The organism is Streptomyces sp. NPDC087859 (genome assembly GCF_044742595.1).
GTDB lineage: Bacteria > Actinomycetota > Actinomycetes > Streptomycetales > Streptomycetaceae > Streptomyces > Streptomyces canus_F.
Window position 1 is genome coordinate 1 of sequence record NZ_JBIUUU010000010.1, and the last position, 16,147, is coordinate 16,147.

The following is a 16,147-nucleotide window of genomic DNA, read 5'->3' on the forward strand; positions in this document are numbered from 1 at the left end:
GCTCTTCCGCATGACACTCGTACGTGGGTACGGCACACCGCCGACACGCACCGCTTCCCCTCGTCGGGCGCCGTCCTCTCTCCGGCACCGCCCCCCCCCCCCCCCCCCCCCCCCCCCCCCCCCCGGGGGGGGGGGCCCCCCCCCCCCCCCCGGGGGGGCCCCCCACCCCTGGGAATCACCGCAGAGCGGCGCTCACAGCTCCTTGATCCTGACGTCCCGGTACGAGACCACGTCCGTGGTGCCGTGCACCTGGAGTCCGAGGTAGCCGGAGGCGAACCGTCGCCCGTCCGTGCCCGGGTCGTCCGAGCGGGGCGGGGTGAAGTCCTGGCCGCCGATGTTGTCGAACTCGTTGATCAGCACACCGTTGCGGTAGACCGAGTAGTGCTGGTCGACCACCCGGATCTCGTAGTCGTTCCAGGTGCCCTTCTGGGTCACGCCCGCGCCGGCCAGGCCCACGCGGTCGAAGCCGTAGACCGAGCCCGTCTTGTACATGTCGCCGTCGGGCCGGTCCAGGACCTGTACCTCGTGCCCGTACTTGATGGCGACCCACTCCGGCCTCGACTCCTCCGGATGGTCGTGGATCCACGGGAAGCGCACGAACACACCCGAGTTGGCGTTGCCGGTGCCCGGCGCGTCGTCCCGCCACTGGAGCCGCAGCGAGAAGTCGCCGTACTTGCGCTCCGGGAACCACAGCATGCCGAGCCCGTCCTTGGTCGTGCCGGAGGTGATCGACCCGTCGGCGTTCAGCGCGAACGAACCGCCGCCCACCTGCTGCCACTTGGCGAACGACTCGGCGCTGCCGTCGAGGATCTTCCGATAGCCCTCGGTCTGCCCGGGCTTGCCGACCCCGGACTGCCGGGCGGCCTTGTGGATCGCGTTGTACTCGCGCTGGTCGACGACCCCTTCCTTGAGGAGCTTGTCGAGGACCGTCTTCACGTGCTTGACGAACAGGGCGTGGGAGGTCCACTCCTTCTCGTCCTCGATCAACTCGTTGATACGGCACCGGCTGTTGGTGAGCCGGTTGGGCACACCCGAGTCGATCTCGCCGACGATCACCGTCAACCGCTCGTCGAACTCGGGGCAGTTGGGTGCGGGGACCTGGCTGGACACGACGGTGAAGGTCACCGTGCGAGCGGCGGCGGTGTTGCCCGCCTTGTCGGTGGCCCGGTAGGCCAGGGTGTGGGTGCCGGCACGGTCGACGATCACCGGTGTGGTGTAGGCGATGTACGGTCCGCCGTCGATCGAGTACTCGATCCGGTCGACACCGGAGCCGTGCTCGTCCGTCGCGCTCACGGTCACCTTGGCGTTGCCGACATAGGCCCCGGCCGAGTTCTTCGTGCCCTCGACGGTCGCACCCGTCACCGGCGGTGTGGTGTCCGGGGTGGGTGTCGCGACGACCGTGAACCGCACGCTCTTCTCGGCGGCGACGTTGCCCGCCTTGTCGGTGGCCCGGTAGCGCACGGTGTGGGTGCCGAGCTGGTGCACCATCACGGGCGCGGTGTACGTCTGCCAGGCGCCGTCGCCGACGGCGTACTCGATGGTGTTGACGCCGGAGCCGGTGTCCGAGGCGGACACGGTCACCGTCGCCATGTCGAGGTACGCCCCGTCCGCGTTCCGCTCGCCGGTCACCGTCGCCGAGGTGTCCGGGGGAGCGGTGTCGTCGGAGGGCGGCGGGACCACCGTGAACCGGACACTCTTCTCGGCGGAGACATTGCCCGCCTTGTCGAGCGCCCGGTACCGGATCGTGTGACTGCCGACCTGGTCGACGACGACCGGGGTGGTGTACGGCAGCCAGTCGCCCGAATCGCCGACCGCGTACTGGATACCGTCGACCCCGGACCCGCCCTCGTTGTCCGTCGCGCTGATCGCGACACTCGCCGAGCCGACGTACTCGCCCTGCGCGTTCTGTGTCCCGCTCACCTGCGCCGCTGTCGTGGGCGGGGTGGTGTCCTCGCCGGTGCCCTCGGTCACCACGAGGATGCCCTGCATCTGTCCGTGGCCCGGGATCGTGCAGTGGTAGAAGTACCGGCCCGGGGTGAGGGTGACCTCGGCGGTGTGGCGGCCGCCCATGTCGTCGTTCGGGTTGGCGAGGATGTTGAGCTGCACATCGCTGTTGAACTCGGGGTCCGAGGTCACGAACGTCAACGTGTGCGGCATGCCGGTGGTGTTGCCGGTCGCCACGCTGTTCTCGAAGACGATCGTCGCCTGACCCGCCACCGCGGTCGTCGGCGCCGAGTTGTACTTGGTGATGTCGTCGCCGGCCGTCCAGGTGAGTGTCTGGGCGGCGGCCCCCTGCGCCACGGGCTGCTGGGCGGAGACGGGTGCCGTCTGCAGCCCGAGCATGATCAGTACGGCGGCCAGCAGGGCCGTCCAGATTCTTCGTCGCTGTGTCACCGAGCGGCCCCCCTCGCCAGCTGACCGGCAGCCGGAGTGGGACCGCCGCCCTTGTAAGTGACCTGCCACAGCGCCGACTTGGCGTCCGAGGTGAAGAAGCCGCGGCCGTAGTCGAGCACGTACAGCGAACCGTCGGGACCGAACTTCCAGTCCATGAGGTTCTTGATGCCGTCGTTGCCGATCGGCACGATCTTCTTCAATGACTCGGAGTGCACGGGCAGTCCGCCGTCCCCGTGCGTCTTCGGGTCGGTGATGACGGCGTTGCGCGGCTGGTCGGCGTCGTAGAAGTCACCGACGAACCACTTGCCGTCCCAGTACGAGGGCCACTTGACCTCGCTGGCGCTCTCCGTGTCGTACCGGTAGACCGGTCCGTTCATCGCGGCCTGTCCGCCGCCCTTCAGCCACGGCAGCAGATACGTCGACTCCTCCTGCTTGTAGGAGGGGATGCCGTTCGCGTCGCGCGGGAAGTCCGGTGCGCCGCCCTGGGGCGAGTACCAGATGTTGTTGCCGGTGACCGGCGGAAGGTTGACGAGGCCGTCGTTGTTCGGGGACTCGTTCTTCGGGTGGTCGCAGTCGTACCAGCCCAGCGGCTTCGTCGGGTCGGGGAGGTTGCGGTCGCGGTAGGGCTGCTTGTTGCCCATGCAGTACGGCCAACCCCGGTTGCTCGCCTTGGTGATGACGGCGAACGTGTCGTACTTGGCCGGGCCCCAGGTCGTCGAGGGCGCCGAGGCGTCCGGGCCGACCCAGCCGGCGTACAGGATGTCGGTCTTCCGGTCGACGAAGATACGGGCGGGGTTCCTGACCCCCATCACATAGATCTCGCCGCGGGTCTTGCCGCCGCCCTCGTCGGTCTCCTGCCCGGTGAAGAGGTTCCCGGCGGGCAGGGTGTACGTCCCGTCCGGCTCCGGGTGGATGCGCAGGATCTTGCCGTTGAGGTTGTGGGTGTTGCCGGCGGTGCGCCGCGCGTCGGCGAAGGAGACGCCCTTGTAGTTGGGCTCCGGGTTGTTGCCCGAGTAACCACCGCTGAATCCACTGGAGTTGTTGTCACCGGTCGCGATGTACAGGTTGCCCTTCGAGTCCCAGGTCATCCCGCCGCCCGCATGGCAGCAACTGTGGATCTGCACCGGCCACTTCAGCAGCACCTTCTCGCTGCCCAGGTCCAGCTTGTTGCTGGCCAGGTCGAGGGTGAACCGGGAGACCCGGCGCTCGGCCATGCGCGTCTCGCGGTTGATCTGCGCGTGCGGTGTGTAGTGCAGATACACCCACCCGTTGTCCTCGAACCGCGGATCGAGCTCGATGCCGAGGAGCCCTTCCTCGACCTTGACCAGTTCGTCGCCGCCGCCCTTGTTGCCGAAGACCGTCAACGCCCCCGCGAGGGTGACCTTCCTGGTCTTCGGGTCGTAGACATGGATCTCGCCCTTGCCCTTGCCGATGTCGGGGTTGTTCCAGTCGGTGACCACGGGCTGCGAGGAGTCCGCGCCGCCCCGGCCGATGTAGAGCACCCGGCCGTCGGGCGCGGTGACCAGGCCGTGCGGCTCGCCGATCTGGTCGTTCTGCCCCGCCTGGTTGGGCTGGGTGAGGCGCTCCGCCTTGTAGTTGGCGGTGATGGTCGCCTTGCAGTCGGCCTGCACCAGCCGTGAGGTCCACAGCAGGGCACCGCGCAGATGCGCACGGAAGTCGGTCTCGTCGTACGACGACACCGTGCCGCCCATGCCGGTGTAGAAGGAACGGCCGCCGTCGTAGTCGCGGCACCAACTCACCGGATGGTCCCAGCCGTTCTTGCTCGCTCCCGGCTGATACGTCGACTCGCGGACCCGGGCCACGGTGTGGACCTCGCCGGAGGGGTTCTTGGCCCAGTTGAACCACTGGTCGGGCCGCTTCCACTGCACCGGCAGATCCTTGGTCGCCGGATGCCGGCGGTCCCCGACCTCGACGACGGCCCGTTGTACGGCCGTTGGGCTGGAGGCCGCCGGACGGGCGCCGACCAGGCCCGTGAACCAGTCCGAGTACGGCTCGGCGCGTGCCGCGTCATGGACGCCGACGAAACCGCCGCCCGCCTCCATGTAGGCCTCCAGGCCGGCCTCCTGCTCCGGATCGAGGATGTCACCGCCGCCGGTCAGGAAGACGATCGCGTTGTACCGCCCGAGCTTGGTCTCGTCGGTGAAGACCGACGCGTCGTCGGTGGCCACCGTCGTGAACCGCTGCTCCGTCGGCCCGGACAGGCCGATCCTCTCGATCGTCTCGATCCCCGCGTTCACGACCGGCGACTCCTCCCCGGCCGCAGCGGAACCGTAGAAGACCAGTACGCGTACATTCGCGCCGCCCGGCGGCGACTTCACGGACATCGTTGTCAGGGGTGGTTCCGGGGCCGGACGCGCGCTGGCGGCGGGACCCGACAGCAGTCCGGCGACGACGATCCCGGCGGTCACGCCCGCCACGCCGACCCGTCTTCTCGCGCTCAGTCCTCGTAAGTGCATGGGCACCTCCTCGGTCACAGCAACAGCGCGATGGAAGCTAGACCTCTTTGCGCAACTCGCCAATACCTATGACCGAGTTGGGGCCAACTTTGTCCTGAGCGTGGAAAAACAGCGGAACGGCCGGTACCGTCTCACAGGTTCATCACAGGTGCGTCTCCGCAAGTTCCGTATCAGGGTGGGGAGTTCCACGTGGACAGACGCGGGTTCAATCGACGGGTACTGCTGGGCGGCGCGGCCGTCGTGGGCAGCGGGGCTGTCGCGACATCGTTGTCGCTGGCGCCGGACGCTGCCAGCGCCGACGGGCCGGCCAGGACCGCACCGGCCGGGGGCGAGGTGAGACACATCAAGCTGTACGCCGAGAAGCTCGCCGACGGGCAGCTGGGCTACGGCTTCGAGAAGGGCAAGGCGACGATCCCCGGCCCGCTCATCGAACTCAACGAGGGCGACACGCTGCACATCGAGTTCGAGAACACCATGGACATCGCGGCCAGCCTCCACGTCCACGGCCTCGACTACGAAATCACCAGCGACGGCACCAAGTTGAACAAGAGCGACGTCGAGCCCGGCGGCACCCGCACCTACACCTGGCGCACCCATGCCCCCGGCCGCCGCAAGGACGGCACCTGGCGGGCGGGCAGCGCGGGCTACTGGCACTACCACGACCACGTGGTGGGGACCGAGCACGGCACCGTCGGCATCCGGAAAGGGCTGTACGGTCCGGTGATCGTGCGGCGCAAGGGCGACGTCCTCCCGGACAAGACGCACACGATCGTCTTCAACGACATGCTCATCAACAACAAGCCGGCGCACTCCGGGCCGAACTTCGAGGCCACGGTGGGCGATCGCGTCGAGTTCGTGATGATCACCCACGGCGAGTACTACCACACGTTCCACATGCACGGTCACCGCTGGGCCGACAACCGCACGGGCATGCTCACCGGCCCCGACGACCCGAGCCAGGTCATCGACAACAAGATCGTGGGCCCCGCGGACTCCTTCGGCTTCCAGGTGATCGCGGGGGAGGGCGTCGGGGCGGGCGCGTGGATGTACCACTGCCATGTCCAGAGCCACTCCGACATGGGGATGGTCGGGCTGTTCCTGGTGAAGAAGACGGACGGCACGATTCCGGGGTACGAGCCGCACGAGCACGATCACTGACGGGAGAGGTCGAACAGGGTCCATTCCGTGCCGGGTTGCTCCTGGAGGTAGAGGCGGGGGCCGCGGCAGACGACACGGCAGCCTCCGAGTCGGGTGCCGTCCGTGTGGGTGAGCCGGGTTATCTCCAGGGCCTCGACGGTGGTCGCGGTGAGCCGGCCGGTGACGAGCCGGTCGTGTGTGTCGCCGGGGCCGCCGAAGAAGGCGACCTGCCTGCCGTGGACGACGACGCCGTGGGCGTACCTGACCGGTGTGGTGCGGACGCGGGTCGGTCGGCCCTCCCGGACTTCCAGGAGAGGGAAGTCCGTGTACGGGTACGCCCAGGTGGCGCGGTGATCCACGTTGAGGGCGTAACAGTCGAGGACGGGCTGGTCGCCGGGAGCCGCGTCGTACTCCCACAGCGGCCTTCCCGCGCTGCTCCACCGACGTATGCCGGGCTCGCTGAGCCGGTCGCCCAGGACGCCTTGGTCGAAGTGGCCGACCCATACGTGCCCCGACGCGTCGGTCAGGAAGTGCTCGATGCCGTCGCCCACCCGGAACCTGCCCGAAGGGCGACCCAGCGCGTCGAATACCTGTACCTGGTCGTCCCCGGCCCGGCTGCGCACATCGGCCAGCAAGAATCCGCCGTCCGGCAGGGCGTCGATCATCGGGTGACGTGGCTCCACCGCGCTCAGACGCGTCTCGTCCGCGTAGCCGTCCTCCACGGTGACCACGAGTGCGTCGTACGGACCGTGCGGGCTCCGAGTGCCGCAGAGCAGCCAATGCGCACGGCCGAAGGCGTCGACGGTGCTGTGCAGTACCTCCCGGTCGCGGTACGCGCGGGGCAGGCGCGCGTACGGGGCCAGGTGGCGGTCAGCGGGCATGGGCCCTTCTCGTGGTCATACGCCGATGGTCTGGCCGTGTCGACCTCGGGAGCAACCGGATTCCGGTCCCCGGAGAGCGCTCTCACGACTCCTCCGGCCAGGGCTATCCTGATCCGCAACCGCGAGGAGGGCCCCGAAGTGACCGAGACAGCGCCGCGTCCCACGCTGGAGGCCGTGGCCGAGCGGGCCGGGGTCTCGCGGGCCACCGTGTCCCGGGTGGTGAACGGCGGGGACGGCGTGCGGGAACCGCTCGTCGAGCGGGTCCGGCGGGCGGTGGAGGAGCTGGGGTACGTGCCCAACCAGGCCGCCCGCAGCCTGGTGACGCGCCGGCACGACGCGATCGCCGTCGTCGTCGCCGAACCGGAGACCCGGGTCTTCGCCGACCCCTTCTTCGCGCTGCAACTCAGGGGAATCAGCAAGGAGTTGACGGCCCACGACAACCAGCTGGTGCTGCTGCTGACCGAGGGGCGCGACGACCACGCCCGGGTCGGCCGCTACCTCTCCGGCGGCCATGTCGACGGGGCGCTCGTCTTCTCCCTGCACCTCGACGATCCGCTGCCCGGACTGATCCAGCGGGCCGGTATCCCGACGGTGTTCGGCGGGCGGCCCGGGTGGAGCGACGGCAGCCGTGACGTGGTGTTCGTCGACAGCGACAACCGGGGCGGGGCACGGGACGCGGTACGCCATCTCCTGGGCCTCGGCCGCACGCGCGTCGCGCACATCACCGGTGCCCTGGACCAGACGTCGGCGGTGGACCGGCTGGAGGGGTACCGGGACGTCGTGGGGGACACCGGTCCGGAGCTGGTCGTCGAGGGGGACTTCACTCCCGGGGGCGGGGAACGGGCGATGCGGGAGCTGCTCGAGCGCTGCCCGGATGTCGACGCCGTGTTCGCCGCGAACGACCTCATGGCGTCCGGGGCGCTGCGGGTGCTGCGTGAGCGGGGCCGGCGCGTGCCCGACGACGTGGCCGTGATCGGGTTCGACGACATGCTGACGGTGGCGGAGCAGACCGATCCGCCGCTCACGACGATCCGTCAGGACATCGAGGAGATGGGGCGGTTGATGGCCCGGCTGCTGCTGGGGACGGCCGGCGCCGCGTCCAGCGTCGTGCTGCGGACGACGCTGGTGCGGCGGGCGTCCGCCTAGGTGTGGGCGTGCAGCTTGTCCAGCGTCAGCTCCAGGAGCGCCGCCCGGAAGTCGGGCTCCGTGTCGTCGCCGTCCTCGTGCTCGTTCGGCCGGTCGGTCCAGCCGCCCTGGCGCAGCGCCTCCAGCAGACGAGTCCATTGCGCGGTCACATCCTTCGAAGGCTGCTTTCCGATATCCAGGAAGAAGCCGACGGAGCTGATGAACCGGGCCTCGACATCGGGCCGTCGGAGCTCGGCCGTCAGCAGGTCGTACGCTCCGGGCTCGTCGCGGTGGAGTGCTCCGTCCACGCTCGCCACGCGCAGACCCGGGTCCGGCGATCCGGCCTGGCCCGCGAGTGCCGCGGAGGCGGCACGGGTATCGGCCTCCTCCGTACAGCGAATCGTGGCGAGGGCGTACGCCGCCGAGCGCACGACCTCGATGTCCGGGTCGTGCTCCATGGCCTCGATCAGGGCGGCGACGGCCCGTGACTCCTCGGGCAGTCCGGGCGCGATGGTGTCCAGCCCGGCCGCGGCGTTCGCCCGTACCAGCGGGTCGGGGTGACCGAGCGCCGCGAGGAACAGCTCGACCGGCGGGTCGTCCAGGCGTCGGTCGGCGTGGAGCGCGGCATAGCAGCTCAGGACCTCGCTGAAGGTGAACGGATCCTGGTCCGGCACGCAGAGACGGTCGAGCGTCTCGCGGACGACGTCGTGCAGGCACGCGTCGTGGACGTGGAGCATGATGGCGAGGGTCTCCACGCCCAGCGCCACGCGGTCCGGTGCGGCGCTCCCGCACAGGTCGAGTGCCTCCCTGATGCGCAGGGCGTCCAGCTGCCGGTCCGCCCAGGTCTCGTCATCCTGCCGTTCACAGAGGGAAACCAGCAGCCCGTAGCGGTCGTCGCTTTCCGCCGGGTGCGCGAGGGCCCGCTCCAGCGTCTCCCGGGTCGCGCGCCGCGCACGGTCGATGTCGTCCGCGGGAAGAGGAGCGTAGCGGCGTACGGCGTCATGAAGCAGTTCGACGGTCACGCCGAACGTGACCACGTAGTCGAGGGAGTCCGAGTCCGTCCCGGACAGTTCACGGAACTTTCCGCCCTGCTCACCCACGCGCCGCAGCCGAGCACCCACTTCGGCGGCCAACTCGTCGTCGACGGTGTCCAGCGCGGTCCCCGCCCCGAACTCCGCCAGGAAGGCGGTCCAGGCACGCACCAGGTCGGCCGGCGCATCGCCGTGCGCGGCGAACATCCGCTCCACGCGTTCCCGTACCACCCGATCACGGCACACGGCATCGCAGAACGGCCCCGCGACGCCGTCGAACCAGGCCGGAGACGGCTCCCGGTCCATCGCCTGAGCCAGTTCCCGTATCGCCCAGGCCGTGTCCCGCTCCTGGGCGATCTCGCCGGCGGCGGTCGCCCGCACCTCCGGCTCGGGCGACCTCAGCCGTACGGACAGCTCACGCTGCCGCTCCTGCTCTTTCCGAGCCCGGCGCTCGGTGAACGTCCTGAACATCCCGACAGGCTACGGGCGCGCACCGACCGGCCTCCTCGCGGCCTCGTCAACCCTGCCCGGGGTCGCTCTTGAGCACCGCGAACCGTGCACCGTACGGATCGGCCAGCTTGGCCACGCGGCCGACGCCCGCCACGTCCGTGGCGGGCATACGGACCGTGCCGCCGAGCTCCCGCGTCGTGGACACCACCGCGTCCGGGTCCGTGACCTCGAAGTACGGCAGCCAGTACGGATCCGTCTCCCCTGGTGCCTCGGCCAGGGGCACGATGCCGCCGAACATGGCGTCCTCGGACGCACCGGCGGGGTTGACGGTGGTGTACGTGCCGCCGGGGAAGTCGACGCCGTAGGTCTCCAGACCGAGGGCGGCGTTGTAGAAGAACGCGGCCGCGGGCTGGTCCGGTGTGTACAGCTCCAGCCAGCACAGCGAGCCGGGCTCCTGCACGACGTCGAGGCCCTTGTTCCGGGCGGGCTGCCAGATGCCGAAGGCGACCCCCGCCTTGTCGGCGAGGATCGCCATGCGGCCCTGGTCCATGACGTCCATGGGCTGCATCAGCACCGCGCCGTGCGCCTGCTCGGCGGCCTTCGCCGTGGCGTCCGCGTCCGGTGTCTGGAAGTACACCGTCCAGGAGGGCGGGCCCTGCTCCGGCGGGTTCTGCATGCCGGCCGCGGCCGTCCTCCCGTCGAGCTGGAAGAAGCCGTATCCGCCGGCCTCGGGCGGCCCCGGCTGGAACCGCCAGCCGAACAGCGCGCCGTAGAAGGAAGCGGCGCCGTCGATGTCGGGGGTGCCGAGATCGAGCCAGTTCGGGGCGCCGGTGACATAACGGGTGGTGAGCATCGTTGCCCTCCTTTGAAGGGTCCCGTCCACTGCACTGCCGAGTCTTGCACCGCCCACTGACAATCGCCCCGGGCAGTGACCATCCGTGTCCGGCAGGCCTCTCCCAGTTTTCCCGCGATTCCGCGCGCCGCCGTGCGCCACGCCGTGCGGCGGAGGACCATCGAGGCTGCCGGGGGCCTGCGCACGCGGCGTTGATCCCGCGTTGATCGAACGTTTTTCGCCGCCCGGCACGATCCTCACCATGCTCATCGAAACGATCACCCCGCCCGGCCTGGACTGGCAGGACGAGGCGTTGTGCGCGCAGACCGGTGGAGACTTCTTCTTCCCCGAGCCGGGCAGCTCCGTACGGGAGGCGAAGCGGATCTGCGGCCTGTGCCCGATCCGCTCCGCCTGTCTGGAGTACGCCCTCGACAACGACGAACGCTTCGGTGTCTGGGGCGGCCTGTCGGAGAAGGAACGCCTGGAGATCAGGCGTACATCTCACTGATCAGGCGTACGTCACACCGAACCGCCACGTCCCCGCCGGCACCCGCACGTCCTGGCCGGTCACGGCGAGCTCCTGCCCGTTCGCCTCGACCGAGCGCACCTCGCCGAACTGGCACGGATAGACGAACCGCACCCCTTCCGGCGCCTGGGTGATGTCCACGGTCACCGTCCGCGCGGCCGGGTCGTGGGCGAGCCGGTAGCCGAACGGCGAGCCGAAGAGCGTGGGGGCCTCGGCCACGGTGATCCGTTCGCCGCCCGGCACCCAGTGCGGTCGTACGCCGGGAGCGATGTACAGGTGCGGGTCGTGGTCCTCGTCGGCCTCGAAGAAGAGGATGTCGCGGATCAGCAGCAGATACTCGGCGGCCGCCCAGCCGTGCGGGATGTCGCCCATGTACCAGCGGCTGAACGGGGCTTCAGCGAAGTCGGACGCCACCGGGTACGCGTGCTGCTCGTTCCAGGCGCCCAGCGCCGCCGCGCGCCCGGCCACGCTCGGGAAGCCCGCGTCCATCGTCCAGCCGAGCAGCTCGTCCATCCGCCCCGGATCACCGGCGAGCAGACAGGCGTGCGCCAACTGCATGGTCAGATAGGGCCCGTACGCGTTCCAGGCGGCGTCGTGCCGGAAGCCGCCGGTGACGAAGTGCGCGTACATGGTGTCGAGCGTGAAGCGCGCCGCCCGGTCGATGTCGTCGCCCAGCTTGCTGCCCATGTGCAGACGCAGCGGGTGGAAGTAGGCGGCCGCGCCGATCATCGTCGAGTCGCGCCGTCCGACGTCGCCGGGACCGGTCGGGATGTACGTCTCCCAGGCACCGCGTCGCTGCTGCTCGCCCAGCACCCAGCGGATCGACTCGGCGGTGGCGCGCTTCAAGTCGTCGAAGGCGCACCACAGTTCACCGGCCTCCGGCGCACCGATGCGCTCGGCGAGCCGCGCTGCCTCGTAGAGCCCGGCCAGGCCCCAGAAGTCGTCCCAGTAGTGCGGCTTGTCGCGCTCGCCGAGATGCTCGGCGCTCCAGCCGCTGTGCAACAGGCCGTACTGGTCGCGGTTGTCCCGCAGCCAGCGGGCCGCGTCGCGCACATAGGGGACGTACAACTTGGCCCCGAACGCCGCCCGTCGGCCGCTCGTGCGGTCGAACCGGCCGATCGCCCACAGGGCTTGGCCGTTGCTGTCCCACTCGCGGTCGTCCTTCTCGTGCGGGCCGCCGTAGAAGCCGTACTCGGCGCACGGACCGATCCGGCCCGTCCCGCGGTTGAACTTGAGCGGGTAGTGGGTTCCCAACTGCCTTTCGGCCAGTGCCGAGTCACCGACGAGCGAGCATGCCGTCGCCTCGACGGAGGAGTCGCGGATCCAGAAGGAGTCGTAGACGGTCGGACCGGGATGGATCTCGCCGTGGTCGGACAGGATCAGCAGCTGTGAACGCGCCTGCCGGAACTGGTCGGCGAGGTGCGCCACCGGGCGCGGCAGCCCCGGCTGGAGGCCTTGCCCGAGGAGCTTCCCCGTCCAGAAGTCCCGGTTGGCGGACTCCAGTTCGGTGCCCGGCGTGCCCCTGAGTTCGGCGAGGTCGGTGGAGCCGGAGAACTGGTCGACGGGCAGGCGTACGTCGATCTCGAAGACCTCGTCCTCGGCGATCTGGAACGGCCACGCGAACACCGCGCTGCACAGCCCCGCCACCTGGTCCTGCGCCTCCAGGGCGCCGTTCAGCTTGCCGCCGACGGCCAGGTCGTGGAAGGCGCTGCGGGTGAGATACGAGGCGGGGTCGGAGGAGAAGTCCGGGTTGCCGTAGACCCCGTACTGCTGGGGCGCGGTGTCGAAGACCGGGCCCCAGCCCGCGTTGGTCTCCACCCGCTGCTCGTTCGGCAGATGCCGCAGGAACGTCAGCCGCCGGTCGGTGATCTGCCGTCCGTTGCGGTCGTGCCGCTGGAAGCCGCTGGGCCCGGCCGGCAGTACCGCCGCGCACAGCAGCCCGGTGCGCTCCTGTCCCGTCGGACTGCCCACGGTCACCCGCGTGACCACCAGGTCCCGTTGGCTCGCGCCGACGGTGCCGCCGAAGGTGCGCTGCACGAACTCGACGTCGTCCGCGGTGCGGAACGTCGTCAGCACGACCGGCAGATGCGGTGCCTCCAACCGCTGCTCCACCCGTCCACTGTCCGGGAGTTGGGGCAGCCGTACTTTGCCCGTGGCCGGATCGTGCAGGAAGAAGCAGAGGCTGTACTTGTCGTAGACCGGCTCGATCTCGCCCGCCTGGCCGATCAGGGACTCCTGCCGGTGGTCCTTGACGCCGACCATGTGCCAGTACCGGTACAGGGCGTTGGAGGCGAAGGCCGCCTCCTTGGACTCGTAGGTGCCGGAGTCGAAGTCGTCGCTCCAGCGTCGGAAGGCCTGCTGCGCCCACCAGGGCACCGGGTACGGGACCTGTTCCCGACCCGCCCAGGCGCGCCACATGACCTCGTAGAACATCCACTCATGGGTCTGGGCCATGGTGTGTCACCCCCTTCGGGCACCGTTGCACCGACGGGGCCTCCCGTAAATCGGTGCGACCGGCCGTTCGGGGTGCGGTTAGGATCCGGGGGCGCGTCCGGACGTAGCGCAGAGGCAGGCGCACCGCCTTGCTCAGGCGACCACGCCGGTTCGAATCCGGTCGTTCGGATGCGTGCGCGGGGTCCCGTAGAGCAGAGGCAGACTCGCCGCCTTGTCAGGGCGGATACGCCGGTTCGAATCCGGTCGGGACCGCGGTACGACGGTGACGGTCGGGGACGGGACAGGGGCGAGGCGATCATGGAGGCGGGACTGTCCGTTCCGGGGCACGAGGCGGTCACCGAGGCCGAACTGGCCGCCTTCCACGAGGTCATGGGCAAGTTGCGAGCCCTGCCCGTCGACGACCCGGTGCGGTTGCGCGCCGAGCAGGTCGCCGCCTCCTTCGCCCGCGACGGACGGCTGCGGCGGCGCAAGACGCGGGGCGCCGAAGCCTCCGCCGCCGACGCGCGGGCCATGGCCGCGACCGCGACCGGCGCGCTGAGCCGCCGCGAGGACGCGCCCCTGGCCGGGGCCGGCGATCCCGGTGTCTTCCGCAAGCCGCGCACCTGCTATGTCTGCAAGTCGCCCTATCAACAGGTCGATGCCTTCTACCACCGCCTCTGCCCCGCCTGCGCCGCCGACAACTCCGCCCGGCGGGCTCTGAGCGCCGACCTCGACGGGCGCCGCGTGCTGCTCACCGGCGGCCGGGTGAAGATCGGTTTCCAGCTGGCGCTGATGATGCTGCGCGACGGCGCGGAGGTCCTGGTCACCTCGCGTTTCCCGCACGACACCGTGCGCCGCTTCCGCGCCGAGCCGGGCAGCGGGAAGTGGCTCGACCGGCTGAGCGTGCTCGCCGTCGACCTGCGTGACCCGCGTCAAGTGCTGGGCTTGTGCGAGGAGTTGCGGCAGGAGGGCGAGCCGCTCGACATCCTCGTCAACAACGCCGCCCAGACCGTACGGCGGCCGCCCGAGTCGTACGCGCTGCTCGCCTCCGGGGAGTACGACACGCTGCCCGAGGGAGCGCGCAAGGCGCCCGGCTTCACGCCGATGCGGATGCTGGAGAGCGGCGCCGCGTCCCTGCCGGCGGCCCTGCGCGAGGCCGACGAGGCCGGACTGCTGCCCGATCCGTCCCCGGAGAACTCCTGGTCGGCGCGGCTCGGCGCCCTCGACCCGGCCGAGGTGCTGGAGACCCAGCTCGTCAACGCCCTCGCCCCGGCCCTGCTGTGCGACCGGCTGCTGCCCCTGCTGCTCGCCTCGCCGCGGCCGCGCCGGTACGTGGTCAACGTGACCGCGGTGGAAGGCCGCTTCGCCGTCCGCAACAAGATGGCCGGTCATCCCCACACCAACATGGCCAAGGCCGCCCTCAACATGCTCACCCGCACCAGCGCCGCCGAACTCGCCGAGCAGGGCGTCCACATGTGCGCCGTCGACACCGGCTGGATCACCGACGAGAACCCGGCGCCGAAGAAGGCGCGGATGGCGGAGGCCGGGTTCCGGACACCGCTGGACGTGGTGGACGGGGCGGCCCGGGTGTACGACCCGATCGTGCGGGGTGAGGCGGGCGACCCGGTGTCCGGGGTGTTCCTCAAGGACTATCGGGAGGCGCAGTGGTGACATCGGACGAGGGGAAACGGCCGGCGGCGGACGGGTTCGCCGGTGTGCCGTCCGTCGTGCCGCGCCCGGTCGCCGAACTCGCCCCGCTGCTGGACTGGTTGCGCGCCGGGCGCCCGGCGGGGGAACGGCTGGACTTCCCGGCGGGTACGGCGCTGCCCGACGGCCGCCTCGACCTGTGCAAGCAGGAGCTGGGCGCGGAGGGCGCCGCCCTGGTCGCCGAGGCGCTGGCCCAGGGGCCCTCTCCCGTACGGCATCTGCTGCTCGGCACGGACGGGCTGGGCGACACCGGGGCGGCCGTCGTGGCCGGGGCGAGCGAGGACGTCGAGACGCTCTACCTCGGCTGCAACGGGATCACCGCGGGCGGCGCCTGCCGGATCGCCGACCAGCTGCGGGCCTCTCCGCAGGTCGTCACCGGGGTGTGGCTCAAACGCAATCCGCTGGGCACCGGGGGAGGGCGGGCCGCGGCCGAACTCATCGAGTCCGCACGGTCCTTGCGCACCCTCGACCTCGTGCAGACCGGCCTCGACGCGGCCGGTGCCGTCGTCCTCGCCGACGCGCTGCTGGCGGCCGCCGGCAACGGGCGCCGTATCGAACGGCTCTTCGTCGGCGGCAACCCGCTGGGTGAGGCGGGAGCGGAAGCGCTCGGCGCGGTCGTGGCGGCGGGCGCGATCGACGAACTGTATGTGTCCGCCGCCCGGTTGGGGGACGCGGGAGCGCTCCGGCTGGCCGACGCCCTGGAGCGGGCGCCGCACGGACGGCTCACCCGTCTCGCCGTCGCCAGCAACGGCATCGGAGCGCGGGCCGCCGCCCGGCTGGTGACGGCGGCCACCACGGCCGGGGTCACCCTGCTGGACCTCGGCCGGGTACGCGCGGCGGCGGTCCTGGGCGCCGTGGACAACCACATCGACCTGACGGCCGCCGAGACGATGGCCGAGACCCTGGCCGCCGCCGAGCACCGGCTGACCCACCTGGTCCTGACCCACACCGGCATGCGCAGCCGCGAGGCCCACCGCCTCCTCGACACCGCACCCCGCGCCGTCACGGCCACGCGCTTCGTCCTCGGCCACGGCATCGCCGCCAGCGTCAAACGCCGCCTGGAGGCGCTCAGCGCCCACCTTCCGCGGCCGGCGGTCCCCTCCGACGTGGCCGCCGTGCGGAGCGTGCACAGGACGGCCCCGCCCGACGCCTGA

Annotated in this window: 11 protein-coding genes and 2 tRNA genes; 7 read left to right on the forward strand and 6 right to left on the reverse strand. The window is 70.7% G+C overall.

Translation table 11 applies throughout. The features are described 5' to 3' along the window. Positions 1 to 192: 192 nt before the first annotated feature. Positions 193 to 2,343, reverse strand: a complete 2,151-nt coding sequence (locus tag ACIOHP_RS24615) for an OmpL47-type beta-barrel domain-containing protein (protein ID WP_401891485.1) — start codon at positions 2,341 to 2,343, stop codon at positions 193 to 195. A 47-nt stretch (positions 2,344 to 2,390) separates the two neighbouring features. Beyond that, complete coding sequence (locus ACIOHP_RS24620) at positions 2,391 to 4,871, reverse strand: ThuA domain-containing protein (protein ID WP_401890857.1); 2,481 nt, start codon at positions 4,869 to 4,871, stop codon at positions 2,391 to 2,393. 189 nt (positions 4,872 to 5,060) lie between these two features. Here ACIOHP_RS24620 and ACIOHP_RS24625 point away from each other — a divergent pair, with 189 nt between their 5' ends. Then, the gene (locus ACIOHP_RS24625) at positions 5,061 to 6,029 is read left to right on the forward strand and encodes a multicopper oxidase domain-containing protein (RefSeq protein ID WP_361543392.1); all 969 of its coding nucleotides are present in this window, start codon (positions 5,061 to 5,063) and stop codon (positions 6,027 to 6,029) included. Here ACIOHP_RS24625 and ACIOHP_RS24630 read toward each other — a convergent pair. After that, complete coding sequence (locus ACIOHP_RS24630) at positions 6,023 to 6,889, reverse strand: hypothetical protein (RefSeq protein ID WP_401890860.1); 867 nt, start codon at positions 6,887 to 6,889, stop codon at positions 6,023 to 6,025. The two genes, ACIOHP_RS24625 and ACIOHP_RS24630, sit on opposite strands and share 7 nt — an antisense overlap. A gap of 138 nt (positions 6,890 to 7,027) precedes the next feature. On the opposite strand from ACIOHP_RS24630, the gene ACIOHP_RS24635 reads away from it, so the two are divergent. Further along, positions 7,028 to 8,035, forward strand: a complete 1,008-nt coding sequence (locus ACIOHP_RS24635) for a LacI family DNA-binding transcriptional regulator (protein WP_361543386.1) — start codon at positions 7,028 to 7,030, stop codon at positions 8,033 to 8,035. Here ACIOHP_RS24635 and ACIOHP_RS24640 read toward each other — a convergent pair. Next, positions 8,032 to 9,516, reverse strand: a complete 1,485-nt coding sequence (locus tag ACIOHP_RS24640; protein ID WP_401890863.1) for a HEAT repeat domain-containing protein — start codon at positions 9,514 to 9,516, stop codon at positions 8,032 to 8,034. The two genes, ACIOHP_RS24635 and ACIOHP_RS24640, sit on opposite strands and share 4 nt — an antisense overlap. A gap of 46 nt (positions 9,517 to 9,562) precedes the next feature. Then, the gene (locus ACIOHP_RS24645) at positions 9,563 to 10,348 is read right to left on the reverse strand and encodes a VOC family protein (protein WP_401890866.1); all 786 of its coding nucleotides are present in this window, start codon (positions 10,346 to 10,348) and stop codon (positions 9,563 to 9,565) included. A 241-nt stretch (positions 10,349 to 10,589) separates the two neighbouring features. Between ACIOHP_RS24645 and ACIOHP_RS24650 the strand changes: the two genes are divergently transcribed. After that, complete coding sequence (locus ACIOHP_RS24650) at positions 10,590 to 10,835, forward strand: WhiB family transcriptional regulator (protein WP_199924482.1); 246 nt, start codon at positions 10,590 to 10,592, stop codon at positions 10,833 to 10,835. Here the strand turns inward: ACIOHP_RS24650 and ACIOHP_RS24655 are convergent, their stop codons facing one another. Continuing rightward, positions 10,836 to 13,307 (reverse strand): hypothetical protein, encoded by a 2,472-nt coding sequence (locus ACIOHP_RS24655; RefSeq protein ID WP_401890868.1) that lies wholly within the window; start codon positions 13,305 to 13,307, stop codon positions 10,836 to 10,838. Between the two features lie 97 nt (positions 13,308 to 13,404). Between ACIOHP_RS24655 and ACIOHP_RS24660 the strand changes: the two genes are divergently transcribed. From ACIOHP_RS24660 to ACIOHP_RS24675, 4 genes are all read left to right on the forward strand, one after another. Further along, a tRNA-Ser gene (locus tag ACIOHP_RS24660) sits at positions 13,405 to 13,476 on the forward strand. Positions 13,477 to 13,487: 11 nt separating this feature from the next. Beyond that, a tRNA-Asp gene (locus tag ACIOHP_RS24665) sits at positions 13,488 to 13,559 on the forward strand. Between the two features lie 45 nt (positions 13,560 to 13,604). Further along, positions 13,605 to 14,957: an SDR family NAD(P)-dependent oxidoreductase gene (locus ACIOHP_RS24670; protein WP_401890871.1), complete on the forward strand. Its 1,353-nt coding sequence runs from the start codon at positions 13,605 to 13,607 to the stop codon at positions 14,955 to 14,957. Next, positions 14,954 to 16,147: a ribonuclease inhibitor gene (locus ACIOHP_RS24675; protein ID WP_401890873.1), complete on the forward strand. Its 1,194-nt coding sequence runs from the start codon at positions 14,954 to 14,956 to the stop codon at positions 16,145 to 16,147. Before ACIOHP_RS24670 ends, ACIOHP_RS24675 begins: the two co-directional genes overlap by 4 nt.